General features: G+C 42.5%; 24 protein-coding genes. 22 read left to right on the top strand and 2 right to left on the bottom strand.

Going from position 1 to position 20,941, the window contains the following annotated elements:
* The first annotated feature begins 3 nt into the window (after positions 1 to 3).
* The 10 genes from xerD (at position 4) to BMZ58_RS11925 (ending at position 10,406) form a co-directional block, all read left to right on the top strand.
* The gene (gene xerD, locus BMZ58_RS11970; protein ID WP_075036791.1) at positions 4 to 891 is read left to right on the top strand and encodes a site-specific tyrosine recombinase XerD; all 888 of its coding nucleotides are present in this window, start codon (positions 4 to 6) and stop codon (positions 889 to 891) included.
* 97 nt (positions 892 to 988) lie between these two features.
* Entirely contained in the window at positions 989 to 2,167 is a 1,179-nt protein-coding gene (gene deoB, locus BMZ58_RS11965; RefSeq protein WP_075036790.1) for a phosphopentomutase, read from the top strand.
* Positions 2,168 to 2,181: 14 nt separating this feature from the next.
* Entirely contained in the window at positions 2,182 to 3,003 is an 822-nt protein-coding gene (locus BMZ58_RS11960) for a purine-nucleoside phosphorylase (RefSeq protein WP_075036789.1), read from the top strand.
* Between the two features lie 80 nt (positions 3,004 to 3,083).
* Complete coding sequence (locus tag BMZ58_RS11955) at positions 3,084 to 4,385, top strand: pyrimidine-nucleoside phosphorylase (protein ID WP_075036788.1); 1,302 nt, start codon at positions 3,084 to 3,086, stop codon at positions 4,383 to 4,385.
* Positions 4,386 to 4,794: 409 nt separating this feature from the next.
* The gene (locus tag BMZ58_RS11950) at positions 4,795 to 5,187 is read left to right on the top strand and encodes an HIT family protein (protein ID WP_075036787.1); all 393 of its coding nucleotides are present in this window, start codon (positions 4,795 to 4,797) and stop codon (positions 5,185 to 5,187) included.
* Between the two features lie 277 nt (positions 5,188 to 5,464).
* Positions 5,465 to 6,640 carry a D-alanyl-D-alanine carboxypeptidase family protein gene (locus BMZ58_RS11945; protein WP_075036786.1) on the top strand — a complete coding sequence of 392 codons (1,176 nt, stop codon included), beginning with the start codon at positions 5,465 to 5,467 and terminating at the stop codon, positions 6,638 to 6,640.
* 93 nt (positions 6,641 to 6,733) lie between these two features.
* Positions 6,734 to 7,099 (top strand): anti-sigma F factor antagonist, encoded by a 366-nt coding sequence (gene spoIIAA / locus BMZ58_RS11940; RefSeq protein WP_075036785.1) that lies wholly within the window; start codon positions 6,734 to 6,736, stop codon positions 7,097 to 7,099.
* A complete protein-coding gene (gene spoIIAB / locus BMZ58_RS11935) occupies positions 7,084 to 7,524 on the top strand; it encodes an anti-sigma F factor (RefSeq protein WP_075036784.1) in 441 nt (146 codons plus the stop codon). Before spoIIAA ends, spoIIAB begins: the two co-directional genes overlap by 16 nt.
* Positions 7,525 to 7,534: 10 nt before the next feature.
* A complete protein-coding gene (gene sigF / locus BMZ58_RS11930; protein WP_075036783.1) occupies positions 7,535 to 8,281 on the top strand; it encodes an RNA polymerase sporulation sigma factor SigF in 747 nt (248 codons plus the stop codon).
* Between the two features lie 340 nt (positions 8,282 to 8,621).
* A complete protein-coding gene (locus BMZ58_RS11925; RefSeq protein ID WP_075036782.1) occupies positions 8,622 to 10,406 on the top strand; it encodes a solute:sodium symporter family transporter in 1,785 nt (594 codons plus the stop codon).
* Between the two features lie 73 nt (positions 10,407 to 10,479).
* Here the strand turns inward: BMZ58_RS11925 and BMZ58_RS21140 are convergent, their stop codons facing one another.
* A complete protein-coding gene (locus BMZ58_RS21140; protein WP_167360070.1) occupies positions 10,480 to 10,686 on the bottom strand; it encodes a hypothetical protein in 207 nt (68 codons plus the stop codon).
* A 71-nt stretch (positions 10,687 to 10,757) separates the two neighbouring features.
* Here BMZ58_RS21140 and BMZ58_RS11920 point away from each other — a divergent pair, with 71 nt between their 5' ends.
* The 10 genes from BMZ58_RS11920 (at position 10,758) to BMZ58_RS11875 (ending at position 18,085) form a co-directional block, all read left to right on the top strand.
* Positions 10,758 to 11,375 carry a stage V sporulation protein AA gene (locus BMZ58_RS11920; RefSeq protein WP_075036781.1) on the top strand — a complete coding sequence of 206 codons (618 nt, stop codon included), beginning with the start codon at positions 10,758 to 10,760 and terminating at the stop codon, positions 11,373 to 11,375.
* Positions 11,362 to 11,772: a stage V sporulation protein AB gene (locus tag BMZ58_RS11915; protein WP_075036780.1), complete on the top strand. Its 411-nt coding sequence runs from the start codon at positions 11,362 to 11,364 to the stop codon at positions 11,770 to 11,772. Before BMZ58_RS11920 ends, BMZ58_RS11915 begins: the two co-directional genes overlap by 14 nt.
* A gap of 41 nt (positions 11,773 to 11,813) precedes the next feature.
* The gene (spoVAC, locus tag BMZ58_RS11910; RefSeq protein ID WP_075036930.1) at positions 11,814 to 12,257 is read left to right on the top strand and encodes a stage V sporulation protein AC; all 444 of its coding nucleotides are present in this window, start codon (positions 11,814 to 11,816) and stop codon (positions 12,255 to 12,257) included.
* 12 nt (positions 12,258 to 12,269) lie between these two features.
* Entirely contained in the window at positions 12,270 to 13,286 is a 1,017-nt protein-coding gene (gene spoVAD / locus BMZ58_RS11905) for a stage V sporulation protein AD (protein WP_075036779.1), read from the top strand.
* Positions 13,283 to 13,633 carry a stage V sporulation protein AE gene (spoVAE, locus tag BMZ58_RS11900; RefSeq protein ID WP_075036778.1) on the top strand — a complete coding sequence of 117 codons (351 nt, stop codon included), beginning with the start codon at positions 13,283 to 13,285 and terminating at the stop codon, positions 13,631 to 13,633. The genes spoVAD and spoVAE overlap by 4 nt, the downstream gene beginning before the upstream one ends.
* Positions 13,634 to 13,656: 23 nt before the next feature.
* The gene (locus BMZ58_RS11895; protein WP_075036777.1) at positions 13,657 to 15,126 is read left to right on the top strand and encodes a spore germination protein; all 1,470 of its coding nucleotides are present in this window, start codon (positions 13,657 to 13,659) and stop codon (positions 15,124 to 15,126) included.
* A gap of 118 nt (positions 15,127 to 15,244) precedes the next feature.
* Positions 15,245 to 16,540 (top strand): diaminopimelate decarboxylase, encoded by a 1,296-nt coding sequence (gene lysA, locus BMZ58_RS11890; protein ID WP_075036776.1) that lies wholly within the window; start codon positions 15,245 to 15,247, stop codon positions 16,538 to 16,540.
* Positions 16,541 to 16,554: 14 nt separating this feature from the next.
* Positions 16,555 to 16,989 carry a peptidylprolyl isomerase gene (locus BMZ58_RS11885; protein WP_075036775.1) on the top strand — a complete coding sequence of 145 codons (435 nt, stop codon included), beginning with the start codon at positions 16,555 to 16,557 and terminating at the stop codon, positions 16,987 to 16,989.
* Positions 16,990 to 17,011: 22 nt separating this feature from the next.
* Positions 17,012 to 17,473 (top strand): site-2 protease family protein, encoded by a 462-nt coding sequence (locus tag BMZ58_RS11880; protein WP_075036774.1) that lies wholly within the window; start codon positions 17,012 to 17,014, stop codon positions 17,471 to 17,473.
* A gap of 246 nt (positions 17,474 to 17,719) precedes the next feature.
* Positions 17,720 to 18,085 (top strand): GNAT family N-acetyltransferase, encoded by a 366-nt coding sequence (locus BMZ58_RS11875; protein WP_075036773.1) that lies wholly within the window; start codon positions 17,720 to 17,722, stop codon positions 18,083 to 18,085.
* Positions 18,086 to 18,160: 75 nt separating this feature from the next.
* On the opposite strand, the gene BMZ58_RS11870 is transcribed toward BMZ58_RS11875, so the two are convergent.
* Positions 18,161 to 18,625 (bottom strand): DUF309 domain-containing protein, encoded by a 465-nt coding sequence (locus BMZ58_RS11870; protein ID WP_075036772.1) that lies wholly within the window; start codon positions 18,623 to 18,625, stop codon positions 18,161 to 18,163.
* 765 nt (positions 18,626 to 19,390) lie between these two features.
* On the opposite strand from BMZ58_RS11870, the gene BMZ58_RS11865 reads away from it, so the two are divergent.
* Positions 19,391 to 20,146 carry a segregation/condensation protein A gene (locus BMZ58_RS11865; protein WP_075036771.1) on the top strand — a complete coding sequence of 252 codons (756 nt, stop codon included), beginning with the start codon at positions 19,391 to 19,393 and terminating at the stop codon, positions 20,144 to 20,146.
* Positions 20,137 to 20,727 (top strand): SMC-Scp complex subunit ScpB, encoded by a 591-nt coding sequence (scpB, locus tag BMZ58_RS11860; protein ID WP_075036770.1) that lies wholly within the window; start codon positions 20,137 to 20,139, stop codon positions 20,725 to 20,727. The genes BMZ58_RS11865 and scpB overlap by 10 nt, the downstream gene beginning before the upstream one ends.
* Positions 20,728 to 20,941: the final 214 nt, after the last annotated feature.

Here is a 20,941-nt window from a genome sequence, read left to right as displayed (position 1 = left end):
ACGATGCAATATGCTCTGGAAGACTTTTTTCATTATTTGACTGTTGAACGTGGTTTATCCCGGAATACCATCCAATCGTACAAACGTGATCTTACACAGTACGAGGGTTTCATGCAAAAGGAACAAGGGATTCATCAATGGGGCGAAATCACTCGTTCACATATCATGAAGTATTTGCATCACCTTAATGACCAGGGGCGCTCGGCAGCGACGGTTGCTCGGCTGTTATCTTCCATCCGTTTATTTCACCAGTTCCTCATCAGGGAAAAAGTGACAGAACAGGACCCGAGCTTACATATAGAAACACCGAAGAAAGAGAGAAAGCTCCCGAAAGTCCTTTCCTCTGATGATGTGGACAAGCTTTTGAACATTCATGCAAAAGATCCATTATCAGCGAGAAATAAAGCGATGTTCGAAATGCTTTATGCGACGGGATTACGAGTGACGGAGCTCGTCTCATTAAAAGTCTCGGATTTGCATTTGACAATGGGGTTTGTGCGCTGTCTCGGGAAAGGCTCTAAAGAGCGGATCATACCATTAGGTGATATGGCGAAAGACGCGGTGGAAACCTATTTGGAAGTTGGTCGCGGAGCTTTGGTGAAGCAAAAGAAGACGGAAGAACTTTTCGTGAATCACCATGGCAACAGTTTGTCACGGCAGGGTTTTTGGAAGATACTGAAAGCGGTTGCTCGTGATATGGGTGTCAACAAAGAATTAACACCACACACGTTGAGACATTCGTTCGCTACCCACTTGCTTGAAAATGGTGCAGATTTAAGAGCGGTCCAGGAGATGCTTGGTCATGCAGACATTTCAACAACCCAAATTTATACACATGTCTCTAAGACACGTTTGAAAGATGTTTATCGCTCGTATCATCCACGGGCATAAACTCCTTTTATAATTTCAGTTGTCTGACATCCTACAACTCAAAAGTTAGGGTAGTTTTGCACGAATTTGGGAAATTAATCAATAGGAGGGATCGTAGATGAAATCATTTAAAAGAATATTTTTAGTAGTAATGGATTCTGTAGGTATCGGTGAAGCACCCGACGCCGCACAATTCGATGATGAAGGAGCTCACACGCTTGGCCATATCGCAGAGCATATGAACGGTTTGAACATGCCGAATATGGCGGCGCTCGGATTAAGCAATATCAGTCCGATCCAGGGTATAGAAAAAGCGGATCAGCCGCAAGCTCATTACACGACAATGGTCGAAGCATCAAACGGAAAAGATACGATGACAGGACACTGGGAAATCATGGGCCTCTATATCGACCAGCCTTTCCGGACATTCCCTGTCGGTTTTCCAGATGATTTGTTGAACCAAATCAAAGAGAAAACAGGTCGAGGGATTGTAGGCAACAAACCAGCTTCCGGAACAGAAATACTGACGGAACTCGGAGAACATCATATGAAGACTGGTGATTTGATCATCTATACTTCTGCCGATTCTGTCTTACAGATTGCAGCTCACGAGGATATCATTCCACCAGAAGAGCTTTATGAAATCTGTGAATTTTGCCGCGAAATCACAAAAGATGAAAAGTATATGGTGGGTCGTGTGATCGCTCGACCGTTTATCGGTGAACCCGGGGCTTTCGAAAGGACATCCAATCGTCATGACTATGCCTTGAAACCTTTTGGACGTACCGTTATGAACGAGATGGCTGATGAAGGGTTAGATGTAGTTGCCATTGGGAAAATCTCTGATATCTATGATGGAGAAGGCGTTACAGAAGCGCTTCGTACGAAAGATAACATGGATGGGATGGACCAATTAGTCAGATCGATGGACAAGGACTTTAAAGGAATGAGTTTCCTGAACCTTGTAGATTTTGATGCCAAATTCGGTCACCGCCGTGATCCACAAGGATATGGAGAAGCGTTGGAAGAGTACGACGAGCGTCTCCCGGAAGTGTTGGAAAAAATGCAGGATGACGACTTGTTGATCATCACTGCTGATCACGGAAATGACCCGGTCCATCATGGAACAGATCATACACGTGAACTTGTTCCGCTTCTTGTTTATCATAACAGCATCAATGAAGGATCAGAGCTTGATCAACGGAAAACATTCGCTGATATCGGCGCGACCGTCTCTGATAACTTCTCAATCAAAATGCCTGAACATGGCAAAAGCTTTTTAAAAGATATCCAGTAGGGAGGAGAAATATTATGTACCAAACACAAGTAACAGAAGCATCACAATTCATCCAGGGAAAATTGAAGAATGAACCTACCGTTGGTTTGATTCTCGGATCGGGCCTTGGGGTTCTTGCCGATGAAATCGAAAATCCAACAACGATCGCTTACACAGAAATCCCGCACTTTCCAGAGTCTACGGTTTCCGGTCATAAAGGACAATTGGTCGTTGGAGAGTTGGAAGGGCGTCAGGTCATCGCTATGCAGGGACGTTTTCACTATTATGAAGGGTATGACATGAAACAAGTCACTTTCCCTGTGCGCGTAATGAAGGCCCTGGGTGTCGAAACATTATTTGTCACAAACGCGGCAGGCGGAATTAATGAAGCCTTCCAACCGGGGAATTTGATGATCATTACCGATCACATCAATAACATGGGGGACAGCCCATTAATCGGACCGAACGATGAAGAACTCGGACCACGCTTCCCGGATATGTCTGAAGCTTACGATCGCGATCTGATCAACCATGCGAAACAATCAGCTGACCGCTTGAGCCTGAAAGTCCAGGAAGGTGTTTACGTGGGTAACACGGGTCCAGCTTATGAAACAGGTGCAGAGATCCGTATGCTGCGCACAATGGGAGGAGACGCAGTCGGCATGTCTACGGTTCCTGAAGTTATGGTAGCGAACCATGCTGGCATCCGAGTGCTTGGAATCTCTTGTATTTCCAACATGGCAGCAGGAATCCTCGACCAGCCGCTCACTCATGATGAAGTCATCGAAACGACGGCACAAGTGCGTGAAGACTTCTTAGGTTTTGTAAAAGAACTTTTAAAAACTTTGCCTGCATAAACGATCGGTATAACGTAAGCGTCCGTTCAGGGCGCTTACACCATTTTTCCTAACAAAGAAAATAGTAAAGGGTGATAGAGATGAGAATGTATGACATTATCGTCAAGAAACGCGATGGCGGGGAACTGACAAAAGAGGAAATCGAATTTTTCGTTGAGGGATATACAAAAGGGGACATTCCTGATTACCAGGCGTCAGCATTTACAATGGCTATCTATTTCCAGGGGATGACAGCAGAAGAAACGGCAACTCTGACACAAGCAATGGTAGATTCAGGGGAGACGATCGACCTTTCAGCTATCGAAGGGAAGAAAGTCGATAAACACTCCACTGGTGGTGTAGGAGATAAAGTTACATTTATCGTCGGACCTTTGGTAGCTTCTGTCGGTATCCCAGTAGCTAAAATGTCTGGTCGTGGATTGGGCCATACAGGTGGAACTCTGGATAAACTGGAATCCGTCAAAGGCCTTGAAATCGAAATGACCAAAGAAAAATTCATTGAAAATGTAAATACACACAAATTGGCTGTCGCAGGGCAAACAGGTAATTTAGCTCCTGCAGACAAGAAACTATATGCTCTCCGTGATGTTACAGGTACGGTCAACTCTTTACCATTGATTGCGGGTTCTATCATGAGTAAGAAAATCGCATCCGGTGCGGACAGTATTGTTTTAGATGTTAAGACTGGCTCTGGAGCGTTTATGAAAACACTGGAAGATTCGGAAGCCCTTGCTCGGGAAATGGTCAATATCGGCAACAATCTTGGAAGAAATACTGTAGCAGTCATCAGTGACATGAATCAGCCTCTTGGGTATGAAGTCGGAAATGCAAATGAAATAAGAGAAGCAGCAGAAATCCTGCAAGGTAAGAATGTAGAAGATTTACGTTTGCTTTCTCTTGAAATCGCTTCCCACATGGCTGTCCTTGCAGAGAAATTCGCTTCTTATGAGGAAGCTTATGAGGCGATTGAAGCCAATATCGAAAATGGCAAAGCGTTCCAATCACTAAGAACCCTTATTGAATCCCAGGGTGGCGATGTGTCGATGATCGATGATTTGGATAAGCTGCCGAAAGCTGCTTATGAAATAGAAGTGAAAGCAGAAAAAGATGGTTTCGTTTCTGCTATAGACGCAGAGTCTATCGGCGTTGCAGCCATGTACTTAGGTGCAGGCCGTGCGACTAAAGAAGATGAAATCAACCATGGTGTAGGGATTAGCTTGAAAAAGAAAATCGGGGATCCTGTCAAAGCTGGCGAACCGCTTGTTGTTTTAATCAGTGAGGACCAGGAGCCAAATGATTCTATAAATAAAGTGAAAGAGGCGTACACCATCTCCGACGAGAAAGTCGAAAAACCGACGCTCATCCACAACATCATTAAATAAGGATTAGCTCCAGATCAAAGTCTGGAGCTTTTTTTTGTGAGGAAAGGTTGAGAAGAGCTACTCGTTCTATGGATATAAAATGCGATTTTTTGAAATTTCAGCCGTCTCTATGCATACGCTTCATGATAAGATGGTAAATGAAATATTTTGTGGGGTGGGGTGAGGATGTTACGAATTCTACGTATCACATTTGGGAACTCTCTGTCTTCTTTGGCTCATATCATCGTGGATATTTCCTTTTGATATTTCTTTTGAATTGCTTGCCCCGGTACTTTCCGTCATGTTCTTCGCCCAAAGCGTTGATTTTTTGAAAAGTAATCATACCATTCAAGGTTCTATAACAATTGTAGTATCAACGATGATGGCATTTATTTGTATTGAAACGGTATTTCCCATTACATAAGGAGGTATGAAGGTGGAAACATGCATTTTATGTTCTCCAGAGTTGGACGAGGAGCAAGAGATCGTATTTGAAAATGATTCCTGCTATTTTGTGAAGAAGGAACAGCGAATTTTGAAGGGGTCAGGATTAATCGTCCCGAAATCTCACAAAGTAACAGTTTTCGATTTATCCGAAAAAGAGTGGAAAGACACACAAGATTTAATCCATCAAGTGAAAAGCTGGTTAGAGGAAACGATGGCCCCGGATGGATACAATATCGGATATAATTGTTACGAAACAGGAGGACAGCACATTTTTCATGCTCACATGCATATCATTCCTCGTTTTAATGATGAGCCTCACGCGGGTAAGGGCATTCGTCATTGGCTTAAAAGAGAAGAAAATAAACGTTACATATGAAGCACATGAAGCACTTCCTCCTCGAGGCAGTGTTTTTTTCTTGTTATATGCGCTCTTTATAAGTAGTCTGCGATTTTTTTGTAAGCATCCTTTTAGTGAGCCATTTCAAGAAGATAACACTTTCAACAAAAGTCCATCAACAAGGCAAGAATCCTTCCCTGCGATATTCTGCTTATGCGTGTCAGTTCTTTCGGCCCCTCTCCACACCATATTTATGTATAGAAGGTCTTTGTAGGGGAATGATAGGGACACTTACAGCAATGGGAGGTTTAGGTAAATGAAAAAGTTGATGGGTTTGTGTCTCACTTTTTGTTTAGTGTTTTCTCTTTTTCCGATGAGTATGACAATGGCTGAGGAGAGAGAGAATTCTGAGATAGTCAATTCTGCCAAGTCGGCGATTTTGATGGAAAAGAACAGTGGGATGACTCTTTATGATAAGGATTCCAATAAAAAATTGCCACCAGCTAGTATGACAAAAGTGATGACCCTTCTCTTAATTATGGAGGAGCTTGAAAAGGGAGGGATCAAGCTTGATGAGACTGTCCGGATCAGCGAGCATGCAGCTTCTATGGGTGGATCGCAGATTTTCTTAGAAGCAGGGGAAGAAATGACAGTGGAAGATTTATTGAAAGGTATCGCTGTCGCTTCGGGGAATGATGCAAGTGTAGCAATGGCCGAGCGTATTGCTGGCAGTGAAAAGGATTTTGTCGCGCAAATGAATAAGAAAGCCAAAGACCTCGGATTAAAGAATACCCAATTTAAGAATCCGACAGGTTTGCCTGCAGAAGGTCACTATAGTACGGCGCATGATATGGCTGTAATGGCGCGTGAGTTGTTGTTGCATGATGAAGTGACGAAGTATACCAAAATTTATGATGACTACCTCCGTAAGGGACAGGAGAATGAATTTTGGCTCGTCAATACAAATAAATTGATTAAATCTTATCCTGGGATGGACGGTCTTAAAACAGGATATACATCAGAAGCGAAATATTGCCTTACTGCATCCGCTCAGCGTAACGATATGCATATGATCGCCGTTGTCATGGGGGCGGAAAATCCTAAAAAGAGGAATGCAGATGTTACGAGTCTGCTCGACTATGGTTTCGGTCAATATGAAGGTGTGAAATTGTACTCGAAAGATGACACAATGAAATCGATGAAAATGACACGAGGCAATCCGCTCCATTTAGATTTATCACCTGAAAAAGATGTGGTAGTTCTGAAGAAGAAAAACGATAAGAAGAGTGATTACACGACAGAAATCAAAGTGTCCAAGAAATCAGATCTTCCACTGGAAAAAGGTACACACATGGGATGGGTAATCGTGAAGAATGGAGAAGAGGAAGTAGCAAAGGTCCGGCTCGAAACGAATAATGAAGTGGATAGGGCTGGATTCCCTGCATTATGGCAACGCTCATGGAAGAATTTGACGAGCTTTCAGAGGTTTTAGCATTTTCTCACTAGTATTGTTTATAAGCAGGAAATGACAGCAAAAAGTACGAAAAGACATAGTGACTCTTTTAAGTCAGAGGAGGTAATTCACTTGAGTCTTCAAGTCAAATTTGCTGTCAGAGAAAATGTATTGGTCGTAAGGTTAGAGGGAGAATTAGACCACCATGAAGCTACGAATCTTCGGGAATCATGGCAGAAAGAGCTGAATAACAACGGTGTGGAACATGTGATCGTCAATTTACAAAAATTGTCCTTCATGGATAGTTCAGGCCTTGGTGTGATGCTCGGTCGTTATAAAGAAGTCCAGGCGAAGGGAAATGAAATGGTCCTTTGTTCGATTTCACCTGAAGTACGCCGTTTGTTCGACATGTCCGGAATGTTCAAAATCATGAAGCTTGTGGATGACGAGGCATCCGCGCTGGAGATGTTGGGGGTGGCATCATGCGAAATGAAATGACCTTAGAATTCACGAGCATTAGTGAAAATGAATCACTCGCTCGTGTGTCGGTAGCAGCATTCGTCAGTCAGTTGAATCCGACGATGGAAGAATTGACAGACATCAAGACGGTTGTCTCCGAAGCGGTGACGAATGCGATTATCCATGGATATGAAGAACAAAAGGATGAAAAGGTACTCCTTACGTGTGCCATCGATGATGGTGAAATTGAAATTATTATTCAGGATCGTGGCCAGGGCATTGAAAATATTGATATAGCCAAAGAGCCATTGTACACATCCAAACCGGAATGGGAACGGTCCGGAATGGGCTTTACGATTATGGAGAATTTCATGGATCGAGTAGATATTACATCAGAGCCCGGGGTCGGTACGACGATCCGTATGACGAAGCAACTCACGTCAACCCGTGCTCTGTGTAATTGAGGGTACGCCTATGAGCGATACGACAAAAGAACGTCTGTCCGACAAAGATGTCAAAGACTTGATCAAGAAAAGTCAGGCGGGCGATCAAAAGGCGAGAGACTATCTGGTTGAAAAGAATACTCGTCTTGTTTGGTCGGTCGTCCAGCGTTATCTCAGGCGTGGTTATGACCAGGACGATCTGTATCAAATCGGGTGTATCGGACTCTTGAAATCGATCGATAAATTCGATTTGAGTTATGACGTGCGTTTTTCTACTTACGCCGTACCGATGATCATCGGTGAAATCCAGAGATTCATCCGCGATGATGGCAGTGTAAAGGTGAGCCGTAGTTTAAAAGAATTGAATCATAAAGTGAGAGCGAAAAAAGAAGAGCTTCTTAAAGAGCATGGTCGATCACCGACTGTGACGGAGCTTGCAGATGCTCTAGGGCTTACAAAGGAAGAAGTCGTCCAGGCGGAGGAAGTTGGACGAACCCCTCAATCCATATACGAAACGGTTTACGAAAATGAAGGCGATCCCATCACATTGGTCGATCAAATTGCAGAAGAAGAAAATAATTGGTTCGAGCATCTGACATTGCAGGATGTTATGAGTAAACTTGATAAACGGGAGCGTTTGATCATTTACTTGCGTTATTATAAAGACCAAACCCAAACCGAAGTAGCGGAACGGCTGGGGATTTCCCAAGTGCAAGTGTCCAGGCTTGAGAAAAAGATCCTGGCTGATATGAAAGAAACGATGAATGATACGAGTTAAAGCTGTACCTATCCAGGTACGGCTTTTTCTTTTAGGAAAGAAAAGTAAAAGGATTGAAAGAAGTAATAGGTTCTCTTAGGTTGTTTTACATCCATGAAATTCTTCTTCTTAATGGTTTTTTGATTTTTTCTCCGAACTCTCTCCGATTTGCCTTCATACTGCCCTTCTAGTCATTTCTAAGATATTGCTTCTTTATGTTTTCTATCACGTGCCTATTTTTTTAAAACCTGTTTATTAACGTTAGGGACCTAATAAAGATTTTGACAAAATATGTTTAACAGAATTTCTAAGTGGTTATCATCACCTGTACAAAAATAACAACTTAGAAAGGTGGCAGATTATGGAACAGAATATTTGGTTCACGCTATTGTCGTGTGTGTTCTTCATGGCATTAGTGGCATTTATATCTTACAAAAAAACAAAAGGGAATACAGATAGTTCCACTGGGTACTTCTTGGCAGGAAGAGGATTAACAGGTGGATTTATCGCAGGTTCTTTACTTCTGACAAACTTGTCCGCGGAACAGTTGGTGGGTCTAAATGGACAGGCGTTCCGGACGAATTTATCTAATATGGCCTGGGAAGTAACAGCGGGTATCGCGATCGTTCTTATGGGGTTATTTCTTTTACCTAAATACATTAATTTTTCAATTACCACACTCCCCGAATTTTTAAGTAAAAGGTTCGATGAGGGAGTAAGACGTTATACGGTTGTATTGTTTATGTTAGGTTATGTACTGGTTACCATTCCATCTATGTTATATTCCGGTGCACTAGCGGTATTGAAACTATTTGATGTACCAGCATTGTTTGGTATTACTTATACGCAATCTGTCTGGCTGGTGATTTGGATTATCGGGATCATAGGGGCATTGTATGCGATTTTCGGTGGTTTAAAAGCAGTAGCTGTATCTGACACCTTAAATGGAATTGGCTTACTGATCATCGGTGCAGTTGTACCGATTTTTGGATTCTTTGCTCTTGGGGATGGACAATTTTTCGAAGGGATGAAAACACTGACCACAAATAACGCTGAGAAGCTAAATGCAATTGGAGGGCCTGATGACTCCGTACCATTCGGGTCGATTTTCACGGGTCTAATATTCGCCAATATGTTCTATTGGGCAACAAACCAATATGTCATTCAACGTACTTTAGGAGCTAATAGCTTGAAAGAAGGGCAAAAAGGGGTACTGTTTTCAGGCTTTTATAAATTACTTGTTCCTTTTTACATGATGATCCCTGGGGTTATTGCGTTTCATTTATATGGAAATGATTTACGTTCTGTGGATTTAGCTTACCCTACACTAGTTACCAATGTGTTGCCGACTTATTTATCAGGGTTCTTTTTGGCCGTCCTGTTAGGAGCAGTATTAAGTTCTTATAACTCGCTTTTAAACAGTGCAGCTACCATGTTTGCTCTCGACATCTATCAAGCAGGGTTTGATAAAGATGCGAGTGATGAAAAGCTTATTAAAGTCAGTAAAATATTTGGAAGTGTGGTCGCCATTGTGACCTTTTTCATTTCTCCTTTACTGATGAATGCACCGAACGGACTTTGGGACCTCATTCGTAAGTTCACAGGGTTCTTTAATATCCCGATTATTGCGGTAGTCTTAATAGCTGTGCTTTCAAGAAAAATTCCATCTCTCGCTCCCAAAGTGGCGATTATTTTCCACATTTTTGCTTATTACATGATGGTCTGGGGTTTTGAGCAACTATTCGGATTACCAATAAACATTCACTTTATTCATATTTATGGCATATTGTTCGCCATCGAACTTCTTCTTATGCTAGCAATTGGGGTTGTTAAACAGCGGACGACACCATTTGAGTTTCCTTCCAACCCAAGTGTGGATACCACACCGTGGAAGTATAGTGTGGCAACGTCCATTGTACTGTTTGCATCCATTACTATTGTCTATATCGTTTTCTCCCCAATCGGGGTTGCATATACAGACGGTGTAGTTTCTGAATATTTCTCCTTAGCTGTTTTGGGTGTTGTAATATTAACTGCTATCCTTGTACCTCTGTCCATCCGTCAGTGGAACAGAAAATATAATACCAGTTATCAATCCATGAACAGTAAACGAGCAGTGAATAGTGAACAAGGAAATGTGTATTAAATAGAGGAGTCTGTCCCTAATAATTGGGACAGGCTCTTTTTCGTTCTCGAATCAACATCATGCCTCTAGTGACCTAATGCACAATCAAATGCAACTCAGGACTGTAGACATGAAGGGCAACTGAAAGGGTCAGGAATGATTTTGTCATTCCTGGCACTTTCATTGGATAAAGAGTTAGGAAAATCGAGTACTGCAGTTTATCCGCTCCTGTGTAGTATTGTTCCATTTTAGTATGGAAATCGGTGAGCAAAAGGAATTCAGGTTTATTTAACGGTTTCACAGTCTTCGTATGTTTTCTTCTATCTCACACATAATAAGTGTAAGAAAAATCATGCAGGGGAGGCGAATGTATTGGCGACTCCTGTTTATATCCGAACTAAACAGTCGATCTATGTTCCACCGTCAGCGGAAATTCGTCTGAAGGACGTAGCGCGTGTTACGGGGCAAAAAAGGTACATCCCCGTAATAGAACAGATGGTGTTGCACCAGGTATCTGAAAAGGATAAGAATATTGTTGTCATTGATTCTTTTATGATGATTGAACAAATCCTTGAGAAATTTCCTGAAATAGAAATTGAATTAATTGGGCCGAATCAATGTGTCGTCCACGTAGAAAAGCATCAAAAACAACCCTCGCCTTTATTGATCAGTGGCATTTGGGTTTTGCTTTTCATTGGGGCGGCGATGGCGATTATGAACTTCCACTATGATGTCAGCATGCAGGAAGTTCAGCAGAAATTACACTTCATGCTGACAGGTGAAGAAGTCGAACATCCATTGTGGATCCAGGTCCCATACTCCATAGGTCTTGGTATTGGGATGATATTGTTTTTTAATCACTGGTTCCAGAAACGTTTCAATGAAGAACCGAGCCCGATGGAAGTGGAGATATTCAATTATCAAGAAGACCTTGATCATTATGTAGCCATTAAAGAAAACAAGGTGGAAAAACAGGATGTGGATCGTTGAAGCACTGATAGGACTGGCTGCAGGAATCGCTGTCGGTACAGGGTTCGTAGCTTTTTTAACTGTGCTAGGCATCGTCCCCCGTCTTATGCAACTCAGTCATTCAGAGTCGAAGCTGAGACATTATGAAGTGGCCGTGATTTTAGGAGTTTTTGCAGGCATTTACTTATCGTTTGGTGATATACCCGTGAAAATAACTTTAATCGGACTGATCATCTGGGGATTATTTCATGGGATTTTCATTGGCATGTTGGCGGCTGCATTGACGGAGGTGCTCAATGTATTTCCCCTTTTGTTCAAACGCATTGGTGTAGATGGCTTTTTATTCACATTATTGATGGCACTAGTTCTTGGCAAAATTGCCGGTTCATTGTTTCAATGGATCATCTTTGTTAAGTAATTCAAGTTTTTTTAGGAGGAAACATCGTGGAGAAACAACCAATGAATGAAAAGAATTTTGATAAGGCGAGAAAATCGTATCAACCCAAACCGCCTTATGTAATGAATTGCATCAAGGCATTTATTGTCGGTGGATTGATATGTGTGTTCGGTGAATTGTTGACGCAAATGTATATCCATTGGTTTGACTTCAGCGAAAAGAACGCAACCAATCCGACGGTGGCAACATTGATTCTATTATCGGCTCTTGCGACAGGGTTTGGGGTATATGACAAACTTGGTCAATTTGCTGGGGCTGGATCGGCTGTTCCTGTAACTGGGTTCGCGAACTCGATTACTTCCGCTGCATTGGAACATAAATCGGAAGGGCTCGTGTTAGGTGTAGCGACCAATTTATTCAAACTCGCAGGGTCGGTTATCGTGTTCGGCGTTGTAGCAGCATATATACTCGGAATCATTCGTTATCTCGGGAAGTTCATTTTTTAGGAGGATAGGCACATGGCTAAAACAGGAAAACAATCATGGACTTTTAATACCCCGGTGTATTTACAGGCTACCGGCACAGCAGTAGGGCCGATGGAAGGGGAAGGTCCACTCAGAGAAACCTATGACATCATTCATAAGGAACTTCATTGCGGAGAAGATAATTGGGAGCTTGCTGAACGGAGATTGATGACAGATGCTGTTCATTCTTGTTTGCAAAAAGCAGGGGTCGATCAATCGAACATCGATTTATTTTTAGCAGGGGATTTATTGAATCAAAACGTGACAGGCAACTATGTTGCAAGACAACTTGGTATCCCGGTGTTAGGTATGTTCGGAGCTTGTTCGACGAGTATGGAAACACTTGCAACAGGGGCGGCACTGATTGAGGCAGGGTATTCGAAACAGGCCCTCGTAGCGGTCAGTTCCCACAACTGTACTGCAGAAAGACAATTTCGTTATCCGACGGAATATGGAGGTCAAAAACCGGATACAGCGACTTTCACTGTCACTGGTAGCGGTGCTGCTCTCCTTTCTAAGACTCCATCACAGATCCAGGTGGAGGCCGCTACGATCGGTAAAGTAATGGACTATAGTATTAAAGATCCGTTCGATATGGGTTCAGCGATGGCTCCAGCTGCCTGGGATACGATTAAGACCCATTTGGAAGATATGGGACGTGTGCCGGGGGATTATGATGTCATCGCAACGGGTGACCTTTCTTCCGTGGGTACACCAATACTTAGAGACTTAATGAAACAGGATGGGTATGACATCGGTGACGTCCACAGAGATTGTGGTCTTCTCGTCTACCACAGTGACCAGCCTGTGTTCGCCGGCGGTAGCGGTTGTGCATGTTCAGCGGTCGTAACTTATGGAAAACTGGTACAGGATCTAATAAAGGGTAAGTACCAAAAGGTTTTGATCGTAGCTACAGGGGCGCTTATGAGTCCGATGATGTTACAGCAGAAAGAATCGATTCCTGGTATTGCCCATGCGGTCGTGCTGACGAAAGGGGAAAGTGGGTCATGACTTTTCTCTGGGCTTTTATTGTTGGAGGGTTGATTTGTGTCATCGGTCAAATTCTTCTGGACGTATTCAAGTTGACACCAGCACATGTCATGTCCTCTTTTGTGGTAGCAGGAGCTGTACTGGATGCTTTTGATTTATATGATAACTTGATTGAATTCGCCGGGGGAGGAGCGACGGTTCCTATCACGAGCTTTGGCCATTCGCTTTTGCACGGTGCGATGGAACAATCAAATGAGCACGGAATCATAGGAATTGCCATCGGAATTTTTGAATTGACATCCGCAGGTATTGCATCAGCAATTTTGTTCGGTTTTATTGTTGCAGTCATTTTTAAACCGAAAGGATAACGCAGACCAAGGAGTGGAGGTTTATGCCTACAAAGAAAAAGGAAACACCGATTGTCATGAAGTTGGAACAAAACCGTAAGATGATGAACGAACGTGTTGGCGTAGACCAATCGTTCGATGTCGGTTTCCGCACTTTACATCTTCTCGATCATGAAGTGAACCTGTATTATGTGACAGGTCTTGTAGAAACAGCGACGATCGTAGAAGTCATGAGACAATTGATGGAAATGAACGATAACGAGAATGATGTGAAATCTGCCTTTCAAACGATCAAAGATGAAATTCCACACCAACAGGTGGAAACGACCTCGAATTTAGATAACTGTATCACTCAAATGTTGTCAGGTCTCCTGGTCATTTTCGTGGATGGTGAAACGGAAGCATTTATTGTTGATGTCCGCACCTATCCTGGAAGGACCCCAGAGGAACCGGATACAGAGAAAGTAATTCGAGGTTCTCGTGATGGCTATACAGAGAATATTATTGAAAATACTGCCTTGACGAGGAGAAGAATTCGAGATGAAAGGCTCCGTCATGAAATTTTACAAGTTGGTAATCGTTCAAAAACGGATGTTTGTATTTCCTATATAAAAGATGTGGCAGACCCGGGTCTTATTGATTTAATTAAAAATGAAATAGAAAATATCGACACAGATGGGCTGTCGATGGCTGACAAAACGTTGGAGGAATATTTAGTCAATCAAGGGAAGAACCCCTTTCCACTTGTCCGTTATACAGAACGTCCAGATGTAGCGGCTGCTCATTTATTCGAAGGGCATGTCCTCATCATGGTTGATACATCGCCAAGTATGATCATTACGCCGACAACGTATTTTCACCATGTGCAACATGCGGAAGAATTCCGTCAATCCCCTCCTGTCGGCACGTTCGTCAGATGGGTACGATTCTTCGGTATTTTCTCTTCCGTCTTTTTATTGCCTTTATGGATGTTGTTTGTCATGCAACCGGACCTTTTACCAGAACCATTAGCTTTTATCGGTCCAAATGAAGAAAGCAGCATTCCGATCATTTACCAGATCCTGCTGGCTGATCTCGGGTTGGAAATGTTAAGAATTGCAGCCATACACACACCTACACCTCTCTCGACCGCCATGGGTTTAATCGCGGCCGTCCTGATAGGGCAAATAGCCATTGATGTAGGAATGTTCGTTCCGGAAGTCATATTATATGTGGCTCTAGCTGCGATCGGATCTTATTCGACACCGAGTTATGAATTGTCCGTAGCGAATAAGATGGCAAGAATCGTATTTGTCATCCTTGTCGCCATCTTCGGTATCAAAGGTTTGATGGTTGGATTCCTTGGTTATGTTTTGTTGCTAGCCAAAACAAATTCGTTGAACACACCGTATTTATGGCCATTTCTCCCTTTCAATGCAAAAGCTGCACTGCAAATTATTTTCCGCTTGAGCATGCCGTCATTAAAAGTTCGACCTAGTGTCGTACATCCTCAGAACAATCACCGTCAGAAATAATCATATTGCCCCTTCTTTAGCAATGTGATAAATTAAAATAAATCTTTCATGTCCTTTGACTTACAAAGGGCATTTTCTTTTTCACATACGACGATATTCTGTAAAAAGGCGGGGTACAATGAATCATGAGGTGAATGAAAAAGGTCAACTGATGATTGGTCAAGTTCCAGCGTCGGAATTGGCCGAACAATACGGGACACCTTTATATGTATATGATGTAGAGAAAATCCGAAATAAAGCCAGAGCATTCGTCCGGACATTCGAAGAAAACGGGGTGAAGGCACAAGTGGCTTATGCAAGTAAAGCCTTTTCCTCCGTCGCCATCCTTCAAGTTGCACACCAGGAAGGTCTCAGCCTTGACGTTGTTTCCGAAGGAGAGCTACATACGGCACTTGAAGCAGGATTTCCAGTGGAGAAAATTCACATGCATGGAAATAACAAGAGCATTCGTGAACTTGAAATGGCCGTGAAAAACAATATCGGTTGTATTGTCGTGGATAACTTTTATGAAATAGATTTGTTGCAAGCTATTTTAAGAGAACAAAATAAAACAATCGATGTATTGCTCAGAGTTACTCCTGGTATTGAAGCCCATACCCATGATTACATCCTGACAGGGCAGGAAGACTCGAAATTCGGTTTTGACTTGACTAGTGGCCAGGCAGAAGATGCATTCATGAAAGTTCAAGATGATGAAAATATTCGTATGGCTGGTCTCCATTGCCATATAGGTTCGCAAATTTTCGAAACGAGTGGTTTTGAAATGGCGACACGTAAGCTGTTTACAACATTGAAAGAATGGCGCGAGCGTTATGGATACGAAGCATCTGTCTTGAATCTCGGAGGCGGGTTCGGCATCCAGTACACACAGGAGGACGCTCCACTAGAACTGGATCAATATGCTCGTGCATTGATCAAAGAAGTCAAAGATCTATCTTCCCAGTACGATTATCCGATGCCGGAGATATGGGTCGAACCAGGTCGCGCGATTGTAGGAGAAGCAGGGACGACCATCTATACTGTCGGATCCATTAAAGAAGTACCGGAAGTAAGGACGTATGTTTCTGTTGATGGGGGAATGACAGACAACATTCGCCCTGCGCTTTACCAGGCGAAATACGAAGCCGCTTTAACAGAAAAAATGGATGAACCGGCAGAAAAAGAGTACTCTATTGCTGGGAAGTGCTGTGAATCGGGAGATATGCTAATATGGGATGTGGCTCTTCCGAAAATTGAACATGGCGATAAGCTTGCAGTTTTCAGCACAGGAGCGTATGGTTATGCTATGGCAAACAATTACAACCGCTTTCAAAAGGCGGCTGTCGTGTTCGTTGAAAATGGCAAGCATCAGCTAGTCGTCAGAAGAGAGAGTTATCAGGAAATGACACGACTCGATTTGTCTTATGAAAAATGAGAGGGGTATGAGAAATGAAACAAGCAACGATTCAATTCGAAAATGGAGAGAAAATGGTTGTCGAACTATACGATGAAGCAACTCCCAACACAGTAGCAAACTTTGAGAAGCTGGCGAATGAGGAGTTCTACGATGGTCTTACATTCCACCGGGTTATTCCTGACTTCGTCATCCAGGGTGGATGTCCGAACGGTACAGGAACTGGCGGACCTGGTTACACAATCAAATGTGAGACAGAAGGGAACCCACACAAACACGAACGTGGATCCTTATCCATGGCACATGCTGGTAAAGATACAGGAGGCAGTCAGTTTTTCGTTTGTCATTCACCTCAGCCTCATTTGGATGGCCGCCACACCGTGTTCGGCAAAGTGGTAGAAGGTGTTGATACTGTCGACCGTGTCCGTGTCGGAGACGTTATGCAGAAGGTTCGAGTAGAAGACAAGTAATAGTTTTTTGTGAAGAATACTCATGATCTTAACGATTATTGTATTGATTTTTCTAATGGCTCCGATTAGTCTTTTTGTTCATGAACTTGGACATGTTCTTCCAGGGCTCTTTTTCGGCTCAGAGCGAAGTAACATTCATATCGGCCGTGGTTCCTCTTTATTGCATTGCCGTGGGAAGAAGCTGGAATTATCCATTCATGTGTGGTTCTTTCAAGGAGCATATTCAATAAACGAACGTTCCCCAGCATTTTCAAATTTTGAGAAAGTCTGGATAAGTATAGGCGGTCCGTTACTAAATGGACTTTTTGCATTGATCCTGTCCTTGTTTTTCTCTGAAGCGGAAAATCCCTTTGTAAAAGTTTTTCTCCTCTTTAATTTGTACCTTGCGATTGTTAACCTTATCCCCTTTTCGTTCAAAGGGAAGGGGTCTGACGGTTATCATGTATGGCAGTTACTGAAAAGGATATGGAAGAGGGTTGAATAATGCGGAACTTTGCTATATTCTATTTAGCAGGACAAGTCACCTTTATACCGGGGGATACGTAAGATGAAGAAGAAAAACTGGATGCTGTTTACGTTCTTGACGTTGTTCAGCTTGGGCTGGGGTCTATACTATTGGTTCGGCATCGTCATGTAAGTAGACAATGGTTGAAAGTAACAAAAATTCTGTATTGATCTATTTTCGGTCATGGAACAGTAAGTAAGTTATTTTCAAAATTGAGGGGTTATTATGTTAATTCGATATAAAAAATCATTCGAAAAGATTGCGATGGGATTGCTCTCTTTTATGCCTGAAGTGTCTGATGTTAAAACATTGCAGGAAATTATCAAGGAGTATGATTCCAATCCTGATTGGAATCTGTTTTTGTGGAAAGAGGAAGATATCCTTGGGGCCGTCGGTGTTCGGTTGGAGGATGAGAAAGCCATCATTCAACATGTTTCGGTCAATCCCTCCCACCGTAACTCTGGGATAGGCAGACAAATGATTCACCGTGTCCGGGACCATTTCAAAGATGAATGTCATGTTTGTGCAGATGTCGCAACAGAGTCCTTTATTGAGAAATGTGATGAAGAAAGTGCCTCTTCACAATTATAAAAGCGAAAGGAGGTGTCCATCTGTGACACCTCCTTTGTTATGTCTTAGAATCTATCCAATACTGGGCTGGGTGATTCATGCTCTTCTTTTATGTTTGTGGACAAGATCGTCATTGGAAAGATCACTTGGTGAACCATAAGAGACATTCCAATGTTGGCACAAAATCTGGACTTCTTTTCGCAGGTAGAGGTCTTTAATGGGCATGTTCCAACTTCGATAAGGACGCTTATGCAGAAAGTGCCTATTGGCGGTATTCAACTGTTTTTCGAGATGTTTTGCATCCAATCCGAGTTTTTCAAGTTCAGCGGTATGATCAGGTATATTTCTAAGACAGCGACCCATCAGTGTTCTTGCTCCTTTTAAATTGCCCCTCCTTGCATGATACATCGATACAGCAATTTGTATGAGGAGTACCCAGACAGAAGAGCGGTTTTTTGGATCGACTGCTTTCCAGTGTTCTTCAAGTACTTCATGGCATTCAAAATAATCTCTTGTTCCGTGAAAGTGTGCTAAATATCCTATATAAGCTTTCGCATACATAAGTGAAACCTCCGATTCTCACTCTGTTTATTTTCATCTAAACAGAAGGGGCAGTTTCGAGATTTTTTATATGAGTTTAGGGGCTCGGGAAAAGGTTCGCCCCTGTTCATATAAGTTACTCGAAACCACTCTAAGAAATAATAAAAATTAGTGTTAGTATTTTGTCACCTCAGTCCCATGTTGAAAACCTTGCTAAAGAGCTTATATACTCATGGGGGAGGAATGATGGAAGACGCTCATACTTGGTAAAAAGGTTAGCGAGAGCACTTAGTGGAAAACCACGAGGAAGCTCGCCAGTTCCCCAACCACTGTATGTAGAAAAGTGTTCGAAACCATCTTCATGTACAAGAAGCTTATGGTAGCTGGAAGTGCTATCAATAGCGTGGGGTGCTATTCATACTCTTGGGCAGGGCAATTGTAGTGTGATTTCGCGTTACTCTTACGCTTCTTATACGCAATACAAGTATCGGAACCGGTTCTTCCAGAATTCTGCCGGTGGGTGAAGAGCAGATTTATGATAATCAATAGCAAAGTTTAAGATATAGTAGAGGGTGGGTTATCAAAGTTCCATTATACTAGAGTATCGGAATCAGTTCTTCCTATAACTACTGAAAATCGAAATCATACACCTATTGAAATTCCCAAGCCTATGTTATTATTACCAAATTTCAGGGGGGAATGAGAATAATTTCAACCTGTTCTGTCAGGTCTGGTTATTTTTTGATACCATTGAAAAGAGAATAAAGATCGTAAAGGAAGAATGATATGAAAAAAAGCTACCAAGTGAAGGTGGAAGGCTTCGAAGGGCCGCTCGATCTTCTTTTACATTTGATTAACAGATATGAAATCGATATTTATAACATACCTGTATCACAAATCACTGATCAATACATGCATTACATCCATACCATGCAAGAATTGGAACTGGACCTTGCTAGTGAATATCTCGTCATGGCAGCCACTCTACTGGCGATAAAAAGTCAAATGTTACTTCCTAATCAAAATATGGATGAAGATATGGATGATGGCGAGTTTGAAGAGGACCCGCGGGAAGATTTAATGAGACGTCTGATTGAATACCGTAAATATAAACAGGCAGCAGAGGAACTGAAAGGGAAGGAACTCGATGCCAATAGGATTTATACGCGGCCTCCTATGAATGTGGAAGATTGGGAAGATGTGAAAACAGAAGTCCGTCCAGGAGAAGCGTCGATTTACGATATGATCCAGGCGATGGGCAAGCTGATGAACCGAGCTAAAACTGAAAAGCCCCAAGAAGCAAAAGTCCGCCGGGATGAAATACCAATCCAAATGAGAATGGAAGAAATTCTTGGGAAAATCGATGTTCAAACAGGTGGTACCCCTTTCAACCAATTATTTGAAAAAAGGACGAGATCACACATAGTAGTTACCTTCATGGCTCTTCTGGAGCTGATGAAAAGTAATGATATCGTCTGTGTTCAACAACAGCACTTTGATGAACTAATCGTATTTAAGATGGAGGATGCACCATGGAGATAGAAGAATACACAGCTATCATAGAAGGGTTGTTGTTTGCAGCCGGAGAAGAAGGGATCACCAGGAAAAAACTTTCCATTCTCCTCGAACTTGATGCGAAAACAATTAATAAGCTAGTGGATGAGATGATGGAAGAATATAAGAAACCGCAAAGAGGTCTTACCATCATGGATTCACAGGGCACTTTACACTTGACGACAAAGCCGCACCATGCACCTTATTACAAAAGACTGCTCGACTCACCAGGTTCGACCAGGCTTTCTCAAGCTGCACTTGAAACGCTTGCGATCATAGCTTATCAGCAACCGATTACTAGAATCGAAGTCGATGATTTAAGAGGTGTGAAAAGTGATAGAGCCATCCAAACTTTAGTCAACCGGAGCTTGATTGAAGAAAAGGGAAGAAAAGATGCGATCGGCCGTCCTATCCTTTATGGCACGACAAAAGAATTCCTTATTTATTTTGGATTGACATCCATTGATGAATTGCCGCCTTTATCTGAGCTTAAACAAGCAGAAGATGAAGAAGGTGAGGCAGATCTGTTTTTTGAAAAGTTTCCGGAAGACCCTTTCGCAGACGATTGATATTAAAGCTGTTCCTCAGTGAGGGACAGCTTTTTTCTGTCAAGATCATGATTTTTGAGACTATTAGATTTAAGTAAGGTGGTTCAGTTATATAGATCCGGTTGCATCGCCCAGACTCTCGCTACATAAGCAATCCGTCCTGTGGAAGGACAGGTCGCCTTCCTCCGGCCGTTTTGCTTATGCGTTTCGTGTCTCCCAGGTCACTTCCGCATTT

The sequence above is a fragment of the Halobacillus dabanensis genome, assembly GCF_900114165.1.
GTDB lineage: Bacteria > Bacillota > Bacilli > Bacillales > Halobacillaceae > Halobacillus > Halobacillus dabanensis.
The sequence above is the reverse complement of the archived record's forward strand: the minus strand, read 5'-3'. Positions and strand labels throughout refer to the sequence as shown.